We start from the raw sequence: 19,267 nt of genomic DNA, 5'->3' as shown, positions 1-19,267 counted from the left end.
GCCCGTTTACCTTTTGCCCGGCATTACCCATTAACAAACGGCAGCCCTCTATCCTCCCTCGACAGACACGAATCATGAGCCCTGCACTCGCCGCGCCTCTACAGCGGCGCCCTGATGCCCGCGCACTTCGCGAGATCGCCCGGCAGGCCGATCTCGTCATGTACCTCACGCTCGTCTGCTCGCTGATCGCCGCACTTGTGATCGGATCGCATTATGCGGCGCTGCCGCTCGCGCTTACGGCGGTGACGATCTTGCTGCTCGCCGGTAGCGTCGCTTACTTTGCCCTGCGTGGAACCTTTGTCTCGAGTCTGGTGCTCACATTTGGCAATGCCGCTGCCGTTGCATTGCACATCCAGCTTTCGGGTGGAACAACCGAGTTTCATTTCGGTGTGTTCGTGCTGCTCGGTCTTCTGCTCGTCTACCGCGACTGGCGTCTGGTTGTGTTCGCAGCGGGCGTGTTCGCTGTTCATCATCTGTTGTTCGACTGGCTTCAGGCGATGGGCTTTCCCGTCTTCTGCACGCCGCGCGCCAACCTGTTGCTGGTCATCCTGCACGCGGCCTATGTGGTGCTGCAAACGGGTATCGAAATTTTCCTGGCTGTGCAGTTGCATCGGGCCGCTGTCGAAACGGCTGAACTCGCGGCCATCGTGGCCGCGGTGGACCAGCGCAATCAGGTTTGCCTCGACGTCGGGAACGTGCCCGTTACCGCACCCACGGCCGTTGTATTGAGAGCGCTGATTGGTCGTGTCAAAGGTGCGATGGTCGATGTGGAGCAGAGCACATCGGCTGTCGAGCAGGCTGCCGGCGAGATCGCCGACGGCAACGTGGACTTGAACCGGCGCACAGAAACGCAGGCGGCCAGCCTTCAGGAGACGGCTGCCTCGATGGAGCAATTCACGGGGGTGGTCAGGCAGAACGCGGAGAACGCCAGTCAGGCCAGTTTGCTTGCCGACAGGGCATCGTCCGTTGCGCGGGACGGCGGCGCGACCGTGGATCGCGTGATCGAAACGATGGACTCGATCAACAAGGCCGCGCAGAAGATAGGCAACATCATCGGGGTCATCGAAGACATAGCCTTCCAGACCAACATCCTGGCACTGAATGCCGCCGTGGAAGCCGCGCGCGCCGGTGAGCGAGGGCGCGGGTTTGCCGTAGTCGCGGGCGAGGTGCGTTCCCTTGCGCAGCGCTCGGCGACAGCCGCGAGAGAAATCCGCGCCTTGATCGAGGATTCCGTCAGCAAGGTGGGAAGTGGTGCGACGCTCGTGGGCGAGGCGGGCAAGGCAATGAACAACGTCGTCGCCAGCATCCAGCGTGTGGCGGACATCGTCAGCAAAATTACCGCGGCGAGCAGTGAGCAGGCTCAGGGTATCGAACAGGTTTATCAGGCCATCGCGCAGATGGACACCATGACCCAGCAGAATGCAGCACTCGTTGGCCAGGCCGCCGCGGCATCCGGGTCGCTGCAAGGCTCCGCGGGACGGCTCCGGCTGGCAATGAAGGTTTTTGAGGCGGACGCCGGGCTCGCGTAGTCGTGCGAACCCTGACCGGCAGGAAATAACGTTGACCGGAAATCAACGTACACATCGATGGGAGAAAGAGTGGCTTCCAGCAACAGAATCAATCACGCCTTGCACGCTCCTGACTGGCGCTATGACGCCGCGAACCGCGTGCGGCCTTCGAGTGCCGACCTGGTGCTGCCCTCGGAATACGCAGCGGAGATGGAAGGCAGACTCTATTGCCCGGAATGTTTCACCCCGGTCTCCCGCTCGCCGAAAGACAAGGATCGCTTTTCGAATGGCCGCTCGTGCTGCTTCATGCACCGCTTGACCTACCGCGCGATTCCATGCTCGCTTCGCACGCCGCTCGCGGACGGGAAAAGATATCTGGCGGAAGAGGATGCGAAGCAGGCTATCGCGAGCGACCAGCTCGCGATTGTCAGTTCCTTTATGAAAGACCGGCCGCATAAACCGGATGGGGACGCCGAGCCGTATGGGCAAAGCGCTATCGAGGATGCCGCTGGGCCAGTTGCGGACGTTCCTATCGGAAGGCATCGAGGCGAAACGTTCGCGCTTCCGAGCCGGATCGCAACAATCGAAGGGTTGTGCCGACGCTTCGATGTCAACCTCTACAAGTACTTTGTGCTTCCCGGCACCGATGTCGCCCGGAAACTGACCGACATACTGATCGACATCGCGACGGTTACAGAGGAGTGCGATATTCCCCGCCTTTACTACGGAACCATCCTGCGCTCCTGGAATGCGGGTGTTCACGCCAGGCCGACCAACATCCGCATGACAAGGTTGCGGGCTCATCCCGATGTCGCGGATTTCACGATCAAGGTGCCAGCGGGTGAACAGGAAGATAGAGGCATCAATGACAAATCAACAGGCCGTATCGTGCTCTTCTGGGGAAAAATCACATCGAACGGCCGTGGATTGGCGGTCTCTGGTTTGGGATGGGGCGAGTTCGCATTGCTCGCCGGGAAATATCGGAAGTTCCTCTCCGTCTAGTCGCTTAACGGGCCGGCGCAAGCACTGCCGCGGTGGAGTTGCGCAGCACCAGATGGGGAGTGAACTTGACATCGGCGGGCAACGGTTCCGACTGTTCATCCAGCCGATGTACGTCCTGTCGCGAGAGAACGAGGCTTGTCGCGGTAAGCGCAATCCCCTGGACGGGCAGGCGCACCGTCGTAATGCCGCGTTCCGCCAGTTCGAACCATGCAGGGTCGTGATAGCCAACCACGGAGACGTCGCGCGGCCACTCGAGGCCCAGCGCCCGGAGCGCCTGCATGGCGCCGAGGGTCAACTCGCTGCTGCCGAATATGAGGCCGGTGGGCCGGTTCTTCGCGGTCATGAGCGACGTGATCGCGTGCCGCGCGAACTCGGGGCGAGGCGGTCCGAGCACCACCTGGCCGCCCTCGATCTCGCGCCCGGCCAGCGCCTCCTGGAATCCGGCGAGACGCTCGCGGCCCGTACTGATTTCCGTGCCCCCGCCGATATAGGCGATGCGCCGGTGACCATAGTCGAGCAGATGGCACGTCGCTGCATGAACGCCTTTCCTGTCGTCGATCAGCACGGCGGTCCCGCTCAGCCCGGCGTGTTTTCGCAGCAGTTGCACCGTCCAATGATTGCGCAGCATTGCCTGCGTCTCGGGTGCCGGCGTCGGCGAAGGTGCAACGATCACGCCCGCCGGACGAAGCTCCAGCAGCGCGCGGAGTTCCCGCAGTTCGCGTATCGGGTCGTCGTTGGTCACGCAAAGCATGAGCTGCATGGAGCGCGCAGCCATGGCGTCGGCGACGAATTTCGCCACGGTGGCATAGAAGTCGTTTTGAATGTCCGGGATCACGAGGCCAACGATCGAGCTTTGCCGGCCGCGCATCAGCCGGGCCGATGCGGACGGCACATAGCCCATCTGCTCCACGGCTGCGCGGACACGGAGCTTCGTTTCGTCGCTGATCTTGGCGCTGCCAGCGAGCGCCCGCGACACCGTGGTGTGGGAAATGCCGAGCGCGCGAGCAATATCGCGAATGGTCACTTCCGCCGGTGCCCTGGAAGTGCCGGTATCAGGCGGTTGTTCAGGCCGCGTCGAATTCATTGCAATCTCTGCATGCCGCTGCTTTTTTAGTCCCTGTTTCATCAGCCAGAATTTCGTCGTCGGATGAACACGTGTGCGTTCCTGGTCATTATAACCTGCCGGCCGGTCGGTTTGATGTGGTCAGGCTCTTTTGTGTGATGAATGAATAAAGTGTCTACCTATAGGGTCTTGGTGCGGGAAACATTTTTTGTGGGCGCTTGCGGTATCCGGGATCATTCGGCAAAATCACGCTGGGCACACGTGTGCCTAAATCCGGGCGCCATCGCCTTCATCGAGTCGCCATCACGTTCATGACCAGTGCTTTTCACGATCTGACTCAGCATCCCGATCAGTTGCTGCGCATTCTGCATGACCTGGGAATCGAACATGCCGGCGAGCAGCTTCGTATCACCGTTCTCACAGGCGGAGTGTCATCGAGCATCTCGCGCGTGCAACTGGGCGCGCGCAGCTATTGCGTCAAGCAGGCGTTACCCCAGCTCAAGGTGGCAAAAGACTGGAAGGTGCCCGTCGAGCGCATTTATGCCGAAATCGACTGGTTGCGCACGGCGGAGGAGATCGTGCCGGGGCACGTGCCCCATGTAATCGGTTTTGATCGGAGTACGAACTGTTTTGTCATGGAGTACCTGCCGGATACGTACATCAACTGGAAGCAGGAACTGAGGGAGGGGCGTATCGCCCCCGGGATTGCCGCCCAGATGGGGAGCGTGCTCGGGCGCATTCACGCGGAAACCGCGGGCAAGGAAACGCTCGCCAGGAAGTTCGCTCACGACGCGACCTTTTACGCCATCAGGATCGAGCCCTATCTTGAGGAGGCGGCGCGTCAGAATCCCGACGTCGCGCCCCAGTTGAAGCAGCTTGCCGATCGAACCCGAAATACACGTCTGGTGCTCGTGCACGGCGATGTGAGTCCCAAGAACATCCTGATTGGACCGAAGGGTCCCGTACTGCTCGACGCCGAATGCGCCTGCTACGGCGACCCTGCATTCGATGTGGCGTTCTGCCTTAACCATCTGCTCCTCAAGAGCGTGTGGATACCGACCTTGCTGCCGGCCTTGCTGGCAGTGTTCGATGTCTTCGTTTCCGCATACCTGCCGCATGTGGCGTGGGAGTCCACACAAGCCCTGCGCGCTCGCGTGGCGACGTTGCTGCCGGCTTTGCTGCTTGCACGTGTCGATGGCAAGTCGCCGGTCGAGTATCTCGACGCCGGCGCGCAGTCGCGCGTGCGCGCGGCCGCGCTGAAGCTGTTGCGTGAACCGGCGTCGTCGCTTGAAGAAATCACATCGTTCTGGAAAGAGGAGTGGGGTCGATGAGCCGAATCAGGAATATCCGATCGCGACGTCTGTGGGATTCGCGTGGCCGGCCGACCGTCGAGGTCGAAGTGCTGACCGCGACGGGCGCCAGCGGCCGGGGTATCGCGCCAGCCGGCGCGTCTCGCGGCACGCGCGAGGCTGTCGAGTTGCGCGATGCCGGAAGCCGTTTCGAGGGCAGGGACGTTCGCACCGCCCTCGCCGGCATCGAGCGTGAAATTGCGCCGGCGCTCATTGGGCTCGACGTATCTCAGCAGGCCGCGATCGACGATGCGCTGATCGCGCTCGACGGAACGCCCGACAAGTCGCGTCTCGGCGGCAATGCCCTCATCGCGACTTCGCTGGCCGTGCTGCACGCCGCAGCCGCCGAGTCGGGCCTGCCGCTGTGGCGCTATCTGGCCGGCGACCGGCCGGTCGAATTGCCTCTGCCACAGATCCAGATTTTTGGTGGCGGCGCGCATGCCGAACGGCGCGTCGACGTGCAGGATTTCATGGTGATCGCAACGGGCGCGCGCCATTTCGAGGAAGCACTGGAGATGACGGCGGAAGTCTATCTGCACGCGGGCAAGCTGATGCGAAAGCGGGGCGCCGCGCAGGGCGTGGCCGACGAAGGCGGATGGTGGCCCGCGTTTTCGAGCAACGAAGAGGCCATGGACGTGCTGGTTGCAGCGATTGAGGCCGCGGGCTTCATTCCTGGCAGCGACGTCAGTATCGCGCTCGATATCGCGGCATCGGAATTCGGCAAGGAGGGCCGCTATTCGCTTGGACTGGATCGCGTGGAACTCGATTCCGATGGGCTCATAGAAAAATTGCTGCACTGGCTCGACCGGTATCCGATCGTGTCGATCGAGGATCCGCTTGCGGAAGACGACGAGGCCGGACTGATTGCATTCACGCAGGCAGCAGGGGAGCGCGTGCAGATCGTCGGCGACGATTATCTCGTGACCAACGCCGCGCTTGTGCAGGACGCCGCACGCAAGAAGGCATGCAACGCGGTGCTCATCAAACCGAATCAGGCCGGAACGGTGACGGAAACGTATCAGGCATTGCAGGCGGCCAAAGAGAACGGATACGCATCGATCGTCTCCGCGCGGTCGGGAGAAACCGAAGACGTCGCGATCGTTCACCTCGCGACCGGCTGGAACGCCGGCCAGCTCAAGGTGGGTTCGTTTGCGCGTTCAGAGCGCATGGCGAAATGGAACGAGGGTATCCGCATCGAGACGGGCGATCATCCGCCGGCTGGATTCTCGACTTCGGCGCTCGCCTGTCGCTGACACAACGTTTTTTTGTTCACGACGGCGCGTCCCGACGCGCCGGAAGGAAGCTTTAATCATGGATCACACGATCCTCGAGACAGACAATACGTCGCTCGAAACAAGCCTGAAAAAGGCCGCGCGGCGCATCCTGCCGATTCTCTTCATCGGCTACTTCTTCGCATACCTGGACCGTGTCAATGTGGGTTTTGCGAAGCTGCAGATGCAGACGGAACTCAGTTTAAGCGACGCCGTGTATGGGCTCGGCGCCGGCGTGTTTTTTATCGGCTACTTTCTCTTCGAGATACCGGGCAATCTCATTCTTTACCGGGTGGGCGCACGGCGATGGATTGCCCGCATCATGATCACATGGGGGGCGCTATCCGCCTGCATGATTTTCGTGTCGGGGCCGACGAGCTTTTACGTTCTGCGGTTTCTCCTCGGTATCGCCGAAGCGGGCTTTTTTCCCGGCATCGTGCTGTACCTCACGTACTGGTTTCCGTCCGCCCGCAGAGGGCGCATCACCGCGCTTTTCATGGCGGCGATTCCGGTTTCGGGGCTGATCGGCAGTCCGCTGTCCGGTTGGGTGCTGGACTCGTTTCACGGTATGCATGGCCTGGCGGGTTGGCAATGGATGTTTTTGATCGAAGGGCTTCCCACTGTCGCGCTCGGCGGCCTCGTGCTGGTTCTGCTAACCGACAGGATCGCCGACGCACGCTGGCTCGACGCGCAAGAGAAGCGTCTGCTCGAAGATGCGCTTCGGCAGGATCGGTCCCGGCAGGAGACAGGCAAACTCGGCTCGATGTTGAAAAGCAGCCAGGTCTGGACTTTGGCGTTGATTTACTTCTGCATTCAAATGTGCGTATACGCGATCAGCTTCTGGCTGCCGACACTGATCAAGTCGCAAGGATTTCGTTCGGACACCCAGGTGGGCCTGATGAGCGCAATCCCCTTTCTGGCGGCGACGATCACGATGCTGCTTGTCGGCCGCTCTGCGGACGCGAGGCGCGAGCGTCGCGTTCATCTGATGGTGCCGGTGATGATGGGCTGCATCGGTATGGCAGGAGCGGCATGGTTTGCGCAAGACAGCATTATGTCGCTCGTATCGCTCACTCTGGCCACCATGGGTGTGTTTACGGCGTTGCCGATGTTCTGGCCGTTGCCCTCGGCGTTTCTTGGCGGCGCCGCCGCTGCTGGAGGGTTCGCAATGATCAACTCGCTCGGCAACCTCGCGGGTTTTATCAGCCCGTATTTCCTGGGCTGGATACGCGAGACGATGCATTCGCCGAGCGTGGCGCTGTACGTGCTTTCGGCGGTCGCATTGCTGGGGGCAGTGCTTGTACTAAGGGTGCCTGCGAAACTGGTGAATTGTTGATATGGCGCTTTTACACAAGCTTTGATTACCCACATGGACTGGATCATGCCTCAACGCATCACGCGCATTCCCAAGCACCCCCTGCACATTTTCTCGCTCGAAGATGCCGTTATCAATACGCTGTTAGCGGGGCAGTACTACGCCGACGTTTTCGCGAAACTCGTCGATCTCGCCACGACGATTCAGGACCATCATGCGTCGAGTCTTGACAGTGCGCCTCTTGTGGCGCAACTGCGAACAGTCGCGGAAGAAGGTGGAGCGGAACTCAGATTGCAACTGGCTCAAATCCGGGAATTCCTGACTACATTCGCTTCCCCGGCAGCGGGGAAAACCGCTCACGAAGAGTGAATACGAGATTCACGGAATATTGCTGCGCACGCGTCATCCCGCAGGCATCGAATTGATGTATATAGTCAGGAAATAGCAAACGAAATACTTTGCTATCGAATGGACTTTTGTCGAACAGAGCCATTCGCCCTTATTTTAAGTATCCTTGACCATCTGCGAAATGTGCCTCGATGCGGTCCTTATTGTGGCGCAAACCAATTCCCTGCATGAGGACGTCGCTGAAGTCGAATGAAGGGATTTTGCCGAGAATGCAAACCCCTTGTCAAATTAAGCAATTGTGCCGACAGATTTTCCCATGATAAGATTTTTAAAAATTCTCATCGTGATTTTTTATGGCTGCTTGTACACGTACTGTGAGGCTTCGTCGCAATAAGGCGTCGGGATAAAACTCGGTGGCATGTCGTCCTTATTGTGAAACAATCCTTTTTCGTCTAGTTCTCTCGGGTTCTGGTTGGCGTCCCCGCTACAACCAGAATTCTTTTGGCGTCGCGTTCGCGCGACGTCTTTTTTATTGAAACGCTCGCGCGCCACGTTATCGCCGGCGCCGAGTGCGTGCGATCCTTTTCTTGCAGGTTAAACGCCAATAGCCATGACAGGCCGCGCCTCGCTTGCGAGACAGAACCCCGGCACGTTCCATCTGTGAATATGGATTTGTAGACGGCCGTGTTGAAAAAGTCTTTCTCTCCGGCAAGTGGAGCGATCTGGCGCTCGATATCGAACATTGAGAATTAAAGAGGAAAGGAATTGTCGTGCATCGAATTAGCAGAGACTGTCTCGTCTATTCAATGAGCCCCGGGAACGCGCCGGCTTTAACCGTAAAGGATGGCGACCGCGTCGTATTCGAGACCTGTGATTGCTTCGAGGATCAAATCCGGCACGCGGATACACCGTACACACGGCTCGACTGGAGCCGCACCAACCCGGCGACAGGCCCGGTCTATGTAGAAGGCGCACAGCCGGGCGACGTCCTCGCCGTTCAGATCGAACAGATTGAACCTGGTAACCAGGCGGTCATGATGATGGCGCCAGGACTGGGGGTCTGTGGCGATATGATTTCGGCGCCCTCGATCCGCATCATTGCTCTGGAAGGCGGCTTCGGCACGCTTGCGCAAGGCGTACGCGTGCCGCTCAGGCCGATGATCGGTGTAATCGGCACGGCCCCCGCCAGTGAGTCGGTGCCATGCGGCGTTCCGGACGCGCATGGCGGAAACATGGATTGCAAGATCATCGCCGAGGGCACAACCCTTTATCTGCCGGTCAACGTGCCCGGAGCACTGCTTGCGCTGGGCGATTTGCATGCAGTCATGGGGGGCGGTGAAGTCTCCGTCTGCGGGATGGCGATTGCCGGCGAAGTCACCGTCAGGATTTCGGTGGTCAGGAACCGCGTACTGCCCACACCGATGGCACAGACTGCGGACACCATCTATACCATCGCGTCCGCCCCGTCGCTGGACGACGCAGCCAATCTTGCTGCGCGCAATATGTTCAGCTTCATTGCGAGTGAAACGGGGCTCTCGACAGAAGACACGGTTGCTTTGCTCTCTGTCGCGGGTGATCTGCAGGTTTGTCAGGTCGTTGACCTGCAGAAAACATGCCGCTACGCGCTGCCAAAATCTATTGCCGAGCAAATCGGAATCGTTCTCCAGGAAGCCGAAAATGTCATTTGAAGACAAGTCGCCACGTCATTGCGCATAGCGTATTCACCAACACCAGGGATCTCGACAAAGCGCTCAAGCACCCGCCTGCGTCCCGGAATGAAACGACCAGTTGCCGGAATTTTGCCGTTTAGGATATATGCGTTCGACTGAACATCGCGCGGTGACATCCGATACTTTTTCGTCACGGATATCTATCAGCCAACGCCTAGGGGCGCTGGCCGTCGTCGCATCCAGAGCTTTGCGAGCCCATCGTCAGTTAACGGCTGGTGAGCAATCGGCAATCGAACGATGCTGACGAGATTGATTGGAGCCGGCGGTATAGCGGTGATCATAATAAGTGTGCTCCCGTTAGTGGCCTGGCTGTTTCGTCAACATGTCATCCGGCCACTTACCGAGGCTACCCAAACGATCGTCGCGATCTCGAAGGGGAATCTGGAGGAGTACGTTCCCGCGCGAGTTTATCGCGGTGAAATCCGGGCGCTTTTCGAAGCGGTGGATACCTTGAGGGCAGTCATTCGGGACCGCAACCATGCTCGCGACTACGCCAGCCTTATTCAGCGAGCGATTCTGCCGGACCGGCTGATGCGGGCTTCCCTGGGCGAAAATCACTTCGTCCTTTGGAAACCGCGCGACGTGGTGGGAGGCGACTTCTACATCTATCGGGAAGGCGTGGATGGCGACCTGATTGGCGTGATCGACTGCGCGGGGCATGGCTTGCCGGGCGCATTAATGACGATGCTCGCGTTTGCGGCTATCGACCAGGCTATTGATAGTGTGCAGGGCCACGACCCTGCCGCCATTCTGCGCAATACCGACACCGCGATGCGCGCCATGCTTGGCCGGGACCAATTCAATAAGGCATTGGCAACCAGCATGGATGCGGGCCTTGTCCGTATCGACAGAAAAAGGTGTCGTCTGATATTTTCCGGCGCGCGGATTTCGCTATTTGCGAGCGACGGTAACGAAGTACGGGAATACAAGGGTGGCCGTCGCGCTATTGGAGACCGGCGCCAGGGCGAATACAGCGATATTGAAGTGCCGTTGCAGGACGGCTGGACATTCTACCTTTGTACTGACGGTTTTCTTGATCAGGCGGGCGGCGAGCATGGTTTCGGGTTCGGCATCAACCGCTTTACCGAAATGCTGCGCAGCTACGCGAACCGGCCTCTGGACGAGCAGGCCGGGATGTTCTCGACATTGCTCGCGGAGTATCAGGGCGAATTACCGCAGCGCGACGACATCACTGTTCTTTCCTTCCGCATCAACTGAGGATAAGTCATGGAATTACTGGATTTGCTGGCAATGCGTGAAAGCTACAGTCGGCACCACATTCTACTTTGCTTCAATGGTCCCATTTCTCGCAGCCTGATTGAAGAAATTGGAAATGCTTTGCGCAACTACATGCACGGAGAGCAAGCGAATCTCAGCGAGTCCATGGACGTCTTTTCGGTCTATATAGAAATGACGCAGAACATCCGTCATTATTCGATGGAACATGGCTACAACGAACAGAATGCTTCTGCCACGGTTGCTATCGGCAAGAACGAGGATAGTCGTTATGTCGTCTCCGCGGGCAATCTGGTGGAACTGGAGGACGGACGCGAACTCGTGCGCACCATCGAAGCGCTTGCCCGGCTCGACAAGGCGCAACTCAAGGCTGCTTACAAGGAACAACTGCGTCGGCCACGTGACCTTAATGTGGGTAGCGGCGCCGGTCTTGGCTTGCTGGATATTGCCCGCAAGTCAAGCGCTCCATTACTCACTTCACTTACCGAACAACCCGGCGGCCTTGCATTTTTTAGCCTCCGCGCCGTGATTTGAGTCAGGAACATTACTATGAATGATCTTGCTATCCGGGGCACACAGTCAACCCCATCTATCGACGGCAACTGGAAGACCGGCGTTCTCGCCATGCGAGGGGACTCGTATCCGGAAAACTCCTACGAATTGTTCGACCCGTTGATCGTCTGGGTGAAAAGCTATCTCGCTCAGGAAGAGCGCCCGCTTTATATCGAACTGAGATTGTTGTATCTCAATACCAGTTCCATCAAGGCAATGATGGACATCTTCGATTTACTCGAGAAAGCGCACGGTTCGGGCCGCGCCGTTCGCGTCAACTGGTATTACGATCACGGTAACGAGCGCGTTGCCGAGCTGGCTGGGGAGTTCCGCGAGGACTGTACGTTCCCCTTCGAGATCCAGATGTGCGACAGGCAGGCAATATGAGCGGCGAGCGCGAACTGGGCGCCCTCGTCGAACGGTTGCTGGCCGATCCGCAATATCGGGATCATCCGCTTCGCGAAGCGCTTCTTCTCGTTTATCAGCATTCGACGGATCAACTCAATCACCTGGAGCGGATCACACGCATATCGGATGGTTTCCAGTCGATGACGCGTGAGCAGCATTCAACGCTCTCGGAGCGCTACGACCAGCAGTTGCGGCGTTTGCGAAAGATCCTGCGCATTTCAGACCGCTACCAGGTCATGATGGCCGATCTCAACGATGCACTCAGGATAGCGTCCATGCATGATCCGCTGACCGGTATCGGCAACCGCCGGCTGATCACCGAGCGTTTGCAGGAAGAAAGCGACCGGGCTCGACGTAACGGGAAGTCGTACGCGTTGGTCATACTCGACGCGGATAATTTCAAGCAGGTCAATGACACGTGGGGTCACAATATCGGCGATCGCGTACTGGTGGAAATCAGTCGGGCGATGAAGGGAGCGATTCGCGAGTGTGACCTGTGCGGACGTTGGGGGGGAGAGGAGTTTCTTCTCCTGCTGCCGGAAACCAGTCTGGATGACGCCCGGATAGTGGTCGAACGTGTTCACGAAGCTGTATGTGCAGTCAGCATGGGAATTGGCGCGGAAGTGCTTTCGGTCACGGCAAGTTTTGGCGTGACCGAACACCTGATTGGCGAACACTACATGCAGACCATTGGCCGGGCCGATGCCGCCCTGCTCGACGCCAAGAGCGGCGGCCGAAACAGATGCGTGTTCGCGAGGGGTGGCTAAAAACGCCTCAAGGGGCTGCGTAACGACCGTTATAAGAGTCAGGAAATCTTTTTAAATAAAAACCTGTCCGTACCATTAGCCAATATGCCAGGGGGTTTGCCTTTTTGGCCATATTCCCACGGGCGAACTCAGCGACATCGTCATGCACGGAACAGCACTTAGGTATTTTTTGGCGGTTGCGCAAACCGGCAGCCTGAGCGGTGCATCTGGAGAGATTCACGTCACCATCTCGGCCATCAGCCGGAAAATCTCGGCATTGGAAGCCGAGGTCGGGACGCGGCTATTCGAGCGCGCATCGCACGGTATGCGACTCACCGCAGCCGGCCAGATCCTGCTGGCGCACGCACGCCGTACGGTGCTGGAGTCCGATGCGGTGTTGAATCAGATCGCCGCGCTGCGTGGTCCGTCTCTCAATGAGATTCGCATTGCAGCCTCTGAAAGTCTCGCGCAAATTCTTTTGCCGGAAGCGATGGCTGAATTCCGGCGACATAATACGCAAACTCGTTTCATCATGTACGTCGCCCGCCCTTCCGAAGCCGCGCGGCGTATTGCCGACGGCGAGGTCGATGTCGCGGTGAATTTTTCCGTGGAGCATGCCCGGGGAGTGGCTGTAAGGCATTCGTGGCGATCGCCCGTTTATGCCGTGATGGCCAAGACGCATCCATTGGCCGAGCGGCCCAGCATAGAGCTTGAGGCCTTGTTGGCGTATCCGCTGGCGTTGGCTGACGGCCAAAGCACGACGCGACTGCTCCTCGAACGAAGTTGTGGTCTGGAATCCATTCCGGTGCAGATGAATATTGCGCTGGAGTCGAATATCACGCAGGCATTGATGAGATTTGTCGCCTCGTCCGATGCGATTACATTCGCCGGGCGTATGTCTTTCCTGTCGAGACCAGGGAATGATGGCCTGGTGGCGAAGGTAATAAGAAATACGGAATTTCAGTCCCGAAATCTGCAAATTCAAACGCTTTCCGGGCGATGCCTGCCGCCGCACGTGCGGGCGTTCATCGACTTGCTGAAGACCCGAATCGACGAGGCGGACGCGTTGACCGGAACGTAGCGTTTTGCATGGGTGCGCCTGCGTGCGATTGAGCGGAAGGGCAGGCCGGTGCGGTTTTCGCAAATGTCGAGAGAATTTCGAGCAAGATGGACAAGATTGAACAGATGCGGTTGTTGATTCGGGTAGTCGATTCCGGGAGTTTTACAGCCGCGGCGCGTACGTACGACCTGAACACGACAGCAGTCTCCCGGGCGGTCTCCGAACTGGAGAAGCGGTTGCGCACGCGTTTGCTGAATCGCTCCACTCGTCGTCTGTCTCCGACCGCAGCGGGCGTTCGCTATGTCGAGCAGTGCAGGGCAATTGTCGCAAGCGTCGATATGGCCGACGAGGAAGCGTCTCAGGCCAGCCTGCATCCGGCCGGCACGCTGAAAATCCACAGTTATGCCTCAATCGGGCGCAGATACGTTTTACCCGCGATTCAGTTGTATCGTGAGCAGCACCCGGACGTCGTGGTGCAACTGAGATGTTCGCAACAAATTCCGGAAATGTTCGACGGCAATTGCGAAGTGGCAATCGTCGCCGCGTGGTCACTTCCCGACTCGGACCTCGTGGCGCAGAAGATCGGTTCGACATACAGCATCTTATGCGCCTCCCGGGATTATCTCGCCAGGCGCGACGTTCCGCGCACACCGGCCGATCTCCAGAAGCACGATTGTCTGACGCTCGACGTGGCAGAACTGGAAGCAAACATATGGTGCCTCGAGGGCCCGGGCGGCACGATCGACGTTGCGATCAATGGTGTACTGCAAACCAATGTGTCTGAAATGATTGCGTCGGGGGTGCGTCGAGGTATGGGCATTGGCATTCTTCCGCTCTTCTCGGCGGTGCAAGGGCTGCTCGACGGAAGTCTCGTACGTGTGCTGCCCGACTACACGTTGCAAAAAATGCATATCTTCGCACTGTTCCCCTCTCGCCATTTCGTTGATGCCAAGACCAGAACCTGGGTGGATTGTCTGCGTAGTTTTGTTCCTCGGGCAATCCAGCGAGAAGAAGCCGTCCTCCTGCGATGCGGCGACGGCGATGCATCCCGGGGCGAACGCCTCGACTCGCACGGGAATGCGTGGTTTCAAGAGGATATGCCGAATGTTCCCGCCTGATCCGATTTGTTTCGGAGTACCGCGGGTTCTGGCCGGCGAATCGACTCAACCGGCCCGAAGTCGCTATCGTTGAATCCAGTACTTGATCGTCGGCCCTTGCTGCTCGACCTTGAGCACGCGATAACCGGCCAGCGCGGCATCGCCCGGAATGCTGTTGATCGACTGAGGACAGTCGGCCAGTACTTCCAGCACCTCGCCACTTCTTAGTTCCTGCATGGCCTCCAGCATCGCTACAGCCGGATACGGGCACGGCTCGCCGCTCGCGTCGAGCTGGTAGTCGGGTGTCTTCGTCTGTTCGGTCATCAGAACGCTCCTCTCGCTTCAGGCTGGGCGGAAACTCGTGCCCGCCGTGCGCGCCGCGCCTGAAATGCTTTTTCCCACCACAACAGCAATGCGAACGCGGCGACCAGACCTGCGTAGGTCACGACGAGCCCCCCCATCGGTCCGAAGACATGAAGCAGGTTGACCTTGGGCCAGTCGAGCGCCAGCGGCTGCGCGATCCGATCCCAGCAGGCGGCCAGCACGGCCGCGCCGGTGATATTGCCCACTCCGACGAACCAGTAGTGGACCTGCCCCTCCATGGACCGGTACATCCAGCCAGTTTCACAACCTCCCGCGACCACGATGCCAAAGCCGAACAGCACGCCGCCGATAATGGCATTGGGACCCGCCCACATGATCTTCGGCGCGACACCGAGCTGCACATAACTGAAGATGCCGATCGCGCTGGCCGCCATGCCGAGAATGATCGCGCGCGCCACGGCGGTGCGTCCGGTAATCCACATATCGCGAAACGCGGACGTAAAACAGACCTGTGCGCGCTCGATGACGATACCGAAAGCGATCCCGAACAGCGCGGCCATCCCGAGCTTCTGGGCGCTGAACGCGAGATTGAGTGACAGCGCAATCGCCACGCAGAACACGACGACGCCCAGGCGGAACTGCCAGCGGGCGCGGCCCGAGTGAGCAACGGAGGTCGCGGCAGCCGCGCGCGCCCGCACGAGCTTGATTTCGGCGCGCAGGAACGGGAGCAGCGCCACGCGCGTGCCGAAGTAAGAACCGACGATCGTCGAAAGCGCAAACAACCATGCGTGCAGCGAGAACTGCGGAATGCCGGTGAAGAACGCAGCGAGATTGCATCCCATCGCGAGCCGCGCGCCGAATCCGGCAATTGCCCCGCCGATCAAGGCTTGCGCAATACGCCGCTTGCGCCGCGGCAGACGCAGCTTGACATTGTTCGCCCATAGCGCGGCCGCGAGACTGCCCGCGAACATGCCGAGCACCATGACGCCGTCGATACGTGTCCACGGCGTGCCATCGAGACCGACGATCTTGAAGTAACCCCAGTTCTCCGGGTGCATTCCGAAGATTTGCAGGACTTCGCCGCCCCAGCGCGTGAACTCCCCCGTGACAGCCCAGAACGTGCCCGTCAAGCCAAAATACAGAGCGGACAACGCACCCGCCGCGACGATCGCGGGCAGCGGCGCCCAGAATTTCACCAGATAGTCCTGCCGATATGTCGACCAGGTCATTGATTTCCCCTTTGCTTCAAAACGTCACAACGTATTCGCCAGCCCGCGTATCGTGGACCGCAATACACCGCGCGATGATAGCCGATGAAATGAAATACTGTTCGCAGACGACGCGCCCGCGGGATTGGTCGAGTTGACGCGCGCCAATGCGGCAGACGATGGTGCTATGGTCCGCTAGCCGGCGCCACGCATCGGTGGCATGTTGCTCGGGGAAAACCTGGTCCGCAGCCATACGAGCCACCAGTGCCATAGGGACACCTGATAGAAAACCGGCATGGATGCATCGGTCGTGCAGGTTGCGATTTCCATGTAGTTTCCGGCGGCCATTCCGATCTTCGTCCTGGGTACGACTTCGCCATTCAATTGGCACAGCCAGGTTTTTGTGTCGTGAATTGCGCAGAACGGAAGCCTGTGGTGCAGGCCGGGATTATCCACCCTCCAGAACAGCACGGAACGTTGATCCACCGAAACCTTGTAGGTGAAAGGCGTATCGGCTTTCTCGCGGCCGGTGCAAACGCCGTTCACCTTTTTCGCGTCGCAAGACACCATATAAACCGTCACGTCATTTTCGAAGCGGCTCCAGGCAGGTGTCGCGCTGGGTAGCAAGAAAAAGCCTGTAGCGGCGGCAAACGCAGCCATCGGCCGATTCATCTTCGCACTGCATCCGGCAATACGCCATTCTCGCCGGTGCCAAACGTGCTGTGCGCATGAAGCCATGCTCAATTCGTCACCCGATATGGCCGCATCATTTCATTGTCCTCGTGTGTGATGACGTGGCAGTGCCAGACGTAATAGCCCTGCGTCGGATCGAAGGCGTAAAGGTTTTGTCCCGCGTAAGACTGGTTGGGTTGCAGGGGCGTGCTCGACGGCGTCCACCGCACCAGAATTCTCAGGACTTCACCTGAATGCGCATCGGCAGTGTCCTTCCAGCCGGATTCTTCGGCAGTCGGCGGTATGACCGCGCCTAGCAGATAGTCGCTGAACGGAAGATTGCCGCCAAGCGCGCCGTCCTTGTTGGGTGTTGCATAGTCAAGTGGAGGGCCGTAGTTGGGACAATACATGCCAGCCGTGCACCCCGCCGGCAGAGCCGTTGGGTTGCCGCCTTTTGCGCCGAATGCCTTGTTCCAGTCCGCAAGATATTGGCTCGTATTGACGGCCTGGCGATTGAGAACCTGGAATTGCGTGAGATGGAGGTGAACTGGATGGCTCGCTCCGGGCATCGTGGAAAGGTACACGATTTCCCACATCTCGACGGACCCGACGCGTGGCAGTTCGCTCACGCCATCGCTCGGAAAATCATGAGCAATGCCTGGCGATTCCAGACCATTCCATGTCGTGTTATTGGTCAGCTCCCTGATATCGGTGGGAACCGGGCCGCCCGACCTCTCGACATCGTCGTAAAGAACCAGTTGCCTGACCTTGTCGACTTTCGCGCCGGACAGGACATTGCCGTTGCCGTCCGTGAGGTGGACCAATGGGGATTTCCGGGCGCAGAGTCCAGTGGCCGTGTCCGGATTGCTGGGATCGCAACTCGTATCCTGTGACGATCTCGTTGCGGCGACCCGGAATTGCATGATATCCGGCAACGAGACATCCTGACCCGGCTGCTGGTTCGTCAATTCGATGGTCTGGCCGGCAAAGCTGGAAAAATCGACGATGATATCGGCCCGCTCTCCTGGCGAAACAGGCAGGCTTTGCGAAGAACCGGCGGATGACGGGCTGAAAGGCACTGGTTTATCGAAATAGTTGTCGTCGGCGCCGATCAGATACACCGGCACGTTGCCGAAGGAAAACTTGTATCCGCGATTCAGGCTGCCGTTCAAAATATGCAGGCGGTAACGCCGCGGTTCCACGTTGAGGTAGGGGAAAGCCGCGCCATTCACGACCGCGACATCGCCCTCAAATATAGGACTCCAGAACGGATGGTTAAGCGAAGGCTGTTGCTGCGACAAATAAAGCTGCCCATGCGTATCGAACATATGATCCTGCACGACCATTTCGATTTCCTGGGCGCCATCGGGATAGCCCTGCGGTTCGGTATTGGGATCCTTGAGAAAATAGAAGCCTGCCAGCCCGGCATACACGTTCAAACGGGTGATACCCAGAGCGTGATCGTGGAACCATAGCGTGCCCGGTTCCTGCAGATTGGGATATTCATAGATCGCGCTGCCCGCAGCGGTATTGGCGACCGTATGGTAATCGGCGCCTTTGCGTCCGTCCGGCGTAAACCACGAATCGGGATCGCCGTCGTCGGCAGCCGGTATTTCCGCGCCGTGCAAATGCACGGTGGCGGGAACCGGCCCGACATAGTTCTGCATACAGCCGGGGGACGTGCTCATGTTCGGCATGCCGCAACCGCTTTTCAACGGATCGGCCCAGTGCACTGTCTGATCGAAGGGCAACTCTCCTTGAACGAGTCCGGGACCCGTCGGATTCTGCGGATTGAAGCTCGGCAACTGATTGACGAACCGCGCCCGGGTCGCGGTGCCGCGCCGCGCGACGATGGTGACCGCGGGCCAGCGTGCCGCACCGAGCACGGCGCCCGTCGTGGAATCGGTGGTCTGATAGGCCCATACACGCGTCGGCCCTGCGGTCACGCCAGCGCCGCATTGCGCGTATGAACCCTGCGGCAGCACCTGCTGGTTAATTTCCGTCATCGTGACCGTGAGGTTCGGGTTCGATGCCGCATCCACGCGCGGTATCGAGCCCGCCGGTCCGAATACAGGCAGGCTCACTGCGAATTTGGGAATGCAGGTTCCATCCATTTTGGTCTGCGAAATAATGGTGGGACCTGTTGGGCTGCTTGCGGAGTTGCAGCCGCGCCCGAGCAGGATCAACGACACGGAAGCCGTGACGAGAGCGATCGAACTCAAGCGGGAGCGGGCGGCATGCTTGCGCACGGCTGCGGTATCCTGGGACATCATGTGCCTCCTGTGCTCGCTCGTTGCCCCTGTCCGTGCATGTCCGACCTTGGGTCGAAACCAGATGAAGTATGGGATACTGGCCGCGGTCGGCCATCGCCAGAAGTG

Annotated in this window: 18 protein-coding genes; 13 read left to right on the top strand and 5 right to left on the bottom strand. The window is 59.2% G+C overall.

All coding sequences use genetic code 11. The features are described from left to right. Positions 1 to 74: 74 nt before the first annotated feature. On the top strand, positions 75 to 1,529 hold the full coding sequence (locus U5768_RS06040) for a methyl-accepting chemotaxis protein (protein ID WP_322029460.1): 1,455 nt from the start codon (positions 75 to 77) through the stop codon (positions 1,527 to 1,529). A 69-nt stretch (positions 1,530 to 1,598) separates the two neighbouring features. Further along, positions 1,599 to 2,510 carry a hypothetical protein gene (locus tag U5768_RS06035; RefSeq protein WP_322029459.1) on the top strand — a complete coding sequence of 304 codons (912 nt, stop codon included), beginning with the start codon at positions 1,599 to 1,601 and terminating at the stop codon, positions 2,508 to 2,510. A gap of 4 nt (positions 2,511 to 2,514) precedes the next feature. Here U5768_RS06035 and U5768_RS06030 read toward each other — a convergent pair whose 3' ends face one another. Beyond that, entirely contained in the window at positions 2,515 to 3,636 is a 1,122-nt protein-coding gene (locus U5768_RS06030; RefSeq protein ID WP_322029458.1) for a LacI family DNA-binding transcriptional regulator, read from the bottom strand. 200 nt (positions 3,637 to 3,836) lie between these two features. On the opposite strand from U5768_RS06030, the gene U5768_RS06025 reads away from it, so the two are divergent. The 11 genes from U5768_RS06025 to U5768_RS05975 all read left to right on the top strand — a co-directional run bounded on the left by U5768_RS06025 (position 3,837) and on the right by U5768_RS05975 (position 14,706). Then, complete coding sequence (locus U5768_RS06025) at positions 3,837 to 4,904, top strand: phosphotransferase (protein ID WP_322029457.1); 1,068 nt, start codon at positions 3,837 to 3,839, stop codon at positions 4,902 to 4,904. Continuing rightward, positions 4,901 to 6,175, top strand: a complete 1,275-nt coding sequence (gene eno / locus U5768_RS06020) for a phosphopyruvate hydratase (RefSeq protein WP_322029456.1) — start codon at positions 4,901 to 4,903, stop codon at positions 6,173 to 6,175. Before U5768_RS06025 ends, eno begins: the two co-directional genes overlap by 4 nt. A 58-nt stretch (positions 6,176 to 6,233) precedes the next feature. Continuing rightward, positions 6,234 to 7,529: an MFS transporter gene (locus tag U5768_RS06015; protein ID WP_322029455.1), complete on the top strand. Its 1,296-nt coding sequence runs from the start codon at positions 6,234 to 6,236 to the stop codon at positions 7,527 to 7,529. 33 nt (positions 7,530 to 7,562) lie between these two features. After that, a complete protein-coding gene (locus tag U5768_RS06010) occupies positions 7,563 to 7,877 on the top strand; it encodes a hypothetical protein (protein ID WP_322029454.1) in 315 nt (104 codons plus the stop codon). A 749-nt stretch (positions 7,878 to 8,626) separates the two neighbouring features. Then, the gene (locus U5768_RS06005; protein WP_322029453.1) at positions 8,627 to 9,544 is read left to right on the top strand and encodes an acetamidase/formamidase family protein; all 918 of its coding nucleotides are present in this window, start codon (positions 8,627 to 8,629) and stop codon (positions 9,542 to 9,544) included. A 279-nt stretch (positions 9,545 to 9,823) separates the two neighbouring features. Further along, positions 9,824 to 10,804: a SpoIIE family protein phosphatase gene (locus tag U5768_RS06000; protein ID WP_322029452.1), complete on the top strand. Its 981-nt coding sequence runs from the start codon at positions 9,824 to 9,826 to the stop codon at positions 10,802 to 10,804. Between the two features lie 9 nt (positions 10,805 to 10,813). Further along, a complete protein-coding gene (gene siaB, locus U5768_RS05995; RefSeq protein ID WP_322029451.1) occupies positions 10,814 to 11,356 on the top strand; it encodes a biofilm regulation protein kinase SiaB in 543 nt (180 codons plus the stop codon). Between the two features lie 15 nt (positions 11,357 to 11,371). Further along, on the top strand, positions 11,372 to 11,761 hold the full coding sequence (siaC, locus tag U5768_RS05990; RefSeq protein ID WP_322029450.1) for a biofilm regulation phosphoprotein SiaC: 390 nt from the start codon (positions 11,372 to 11,374) through the stop codon (positions 11,759 to 11,761). After that, a complete protein-coding gene (gene siaD, locus U5768_RS05985; protein ID WP_322029449.1) occupies positions 11,758 to 12,549 on the top strand; it encodes a biofilm regulation diguanylate cyclase SiaD in 792 nt (263 codons plus the stop codon). The genes siaC and siaD overlap by 4 nt, the downstream gene beginning before the upstream one ends. A 142-nt stretch (positions 12,550 to 12,691) precedes the next feature. After that, a complete protein-coding gene (locus tag U5768_RS05980) occupies positions 12,692 to 13,609 on the top strand; it encodes a LysR family transcriptional regulator (protein WP_322029448.1) in 918 nt (305 codons plus the stop codon). An 86-nt stretch (positions 13,610 to 13,695) separates the two neighbouring features. After that, a complete protein-coding gene (locus tag U5768_RS05975; RefSeq protein WP_322029447.1) occupies positions 13,696 to 14,706 on the top strand; it encodes a LysR family transcriptional regulator in 1,011 nt (336 codons plus the stop codon). Between the two features lie 63 nt (positions 14,707 to 14,769). On the opposite strand, the gene yedF is transcribed toward U5768_RS05975, so the two are convergent. The 4 genes from yedF to U5768_RS05955 all read right to left on the bottom strand — a co-directional run bounded on the left by yedF (position 14,770) and on the right by U5768_RS05955 (position 19,159). Beyond that, complete coding sequence (gene yedF, locus U5768_RS05970; RefSeq protein WP_322029446.1) at positions 14,770 to 15,009, bottom strand: sulfurtransferase-like selenium metabolism protein YedF; 240 nt, start codon at positions 15,007 to 15,009, stop codon at positions 14,770 to 14,772. Continuing rightward, positions 15,009 to 16,238, bottom strand: a complete 1,230-nt coding sequence (gene yedE, locus U5768_RS05965; RefSeq protein ID WP_322029445.1) for a selenium metabolism membrane protein YedE/FdhT — start codon at positions 16,236 to 16,238, stop codon at positions 15,009 to 15,011. Before yedE ends, yedF begins: the two co-directional genes overlap by 1 nt. A 174-nt stretch (positions 16,239 to 16,412) precedes the next feature. Beyond that, on the bottom strand, positions 16,413 to 16,877 hold the full coding sequence (locus U5768_RS05960; protein ID WP_322029444.1) for a hypothetical protein: 465 nt from the start codon (positions 16,875 to 16,877) through the stop codon (positions 16,413 to 16,415). A gap of 80 nt (positions 16,878 to 16,957) precedes the next feature. Continuing rightward, the gene (locus U5768_RS05955; protein ID WP_322029443.1) at positions 16,958 to 19,159 is read right to left on the bottom strand and encodes a multicopper oxidase family protein; all 2,202 of its coding nucleotides are present in this window, start codon (positions 19,157 to 19,159) and stop codon (positions 16,958 to 16,960) included. Positions 19,160 to 19,267 lie beyond the last annotated feature (108 nt).

Origin of the sequence: Paraburkholderia sp. J76, from assembly GCF_905220295.1 — a bacterium.
Classification (GTDB): Bacteria; Pseudomonadota; Gammaproteobacteria; order Burkholderiales; family Burkholderiaceae; genus Paraburkholderia.
Note: the sequence above shows the minus strand (reverse complement) of the source record. Positions and strands in the feature narration are given on the sequence as shown.

Bases quoted from the DNA above. Each gene is read 5' to 3' on its own strand.
- U5768_RS06040 (WP_322029460.1), top strand. From the start codon at position 75: ATGAGCCCTGCACTCGCCGCGCCTCTACAGCGGCGCCCTGATGCCCGC.
- U5768_RS06030 (WP_322029458.1), bottom strand. From the start codon at position 3,636: ATGAAACAGGGACTAAAAAAGCAGCGGCATGCAGAGATTGCAATGAAT.
- eno (WP_322029456.1), top strand. From the start codon at position 4,901: ATGAGCCGAATCAGGAATATCCGATCGCGACGTCTGTGGGATTCGCGT.
- U5768_RS06015 (WP_322029455.1), top strand. From the start codon at position 6,234: ATGGATCACACGATCCTCGAGACAGACAATACGTCGCTCGAAACAAGC.
- U5768_RS06010 (WP_322029454.1), top strand. From the start codon at position 7,563: ATGGACTGGATCATGCCTCAACGCATCACGCGCATTCCCAAGCACCCC.
- U5768_RS06000 (WP_322029452.1), top strand. From the start codon at position 9,824: ATGCTGACGAGATTGATTGGAGCCGGCGGTATAGCGGTGATCATAATA.
- siaB (WP_322029451.1), top strand. From the start codon at position 10,814: ATGGAATTACTGGATTTGCTGGCAATGCGTGAAAGCTACAGTCGGCAC.
- siaC (WP_322029450.1), top strand. From the start codon at position 11,372: ATGAATGATCTTGCTATCCGGGGCACACAGTCAACCCCATCTATCGAC.
- siaD (WP_322029449.1), top strand. From the start codon at position 11,758: ATGAGCGGCGAGCGCGAACTGGGCGCCCTCGTCGAACGGTTGCTGGCC.
- U5768_RS05980 (WP_322029448.1), top strand. From the start codon at position 12,692: ATGCACGGAACAGCACTTAGGTATTTTTTGGCGGTTGCGCAAACCGGC.
- U5768_RS05975 (WP_322029447.1), top strand. From the start codon at position 13,696: ATGGACAAGATTGAACAGATGCGGTTGTTGATTCGGGTAGTCGATTCC.
- yedF (WP_322029446.1), bottom strand. From the start codon at position 15,009: ATGACCGAACAGACGAAGACACCCGACTACCAGCTCGACGCGAGCGGC.
- yedE (WP_322029445.1), bottom strand. From the start codon at position 16,238: ATGACCTGGTCGACATATCGGCAGGACTATCTGGTGAAATTCTGGGCG.
- U5768_RS05960 (WP_322029444.1), bottom strand. From the start codon at position 16,877: ATGGCTGCGTTTGCCGCCGCTACAGGCTTTTTCTTGCTACCCAGCGCG.
- U5768_RS05955 (WP_322029443.1), bottom strand. From the start codon at position 19,159: ATGTCCCAGGATACCGCAGCCGTGCGCAAGCATGCCGCCCGCTCCCGC.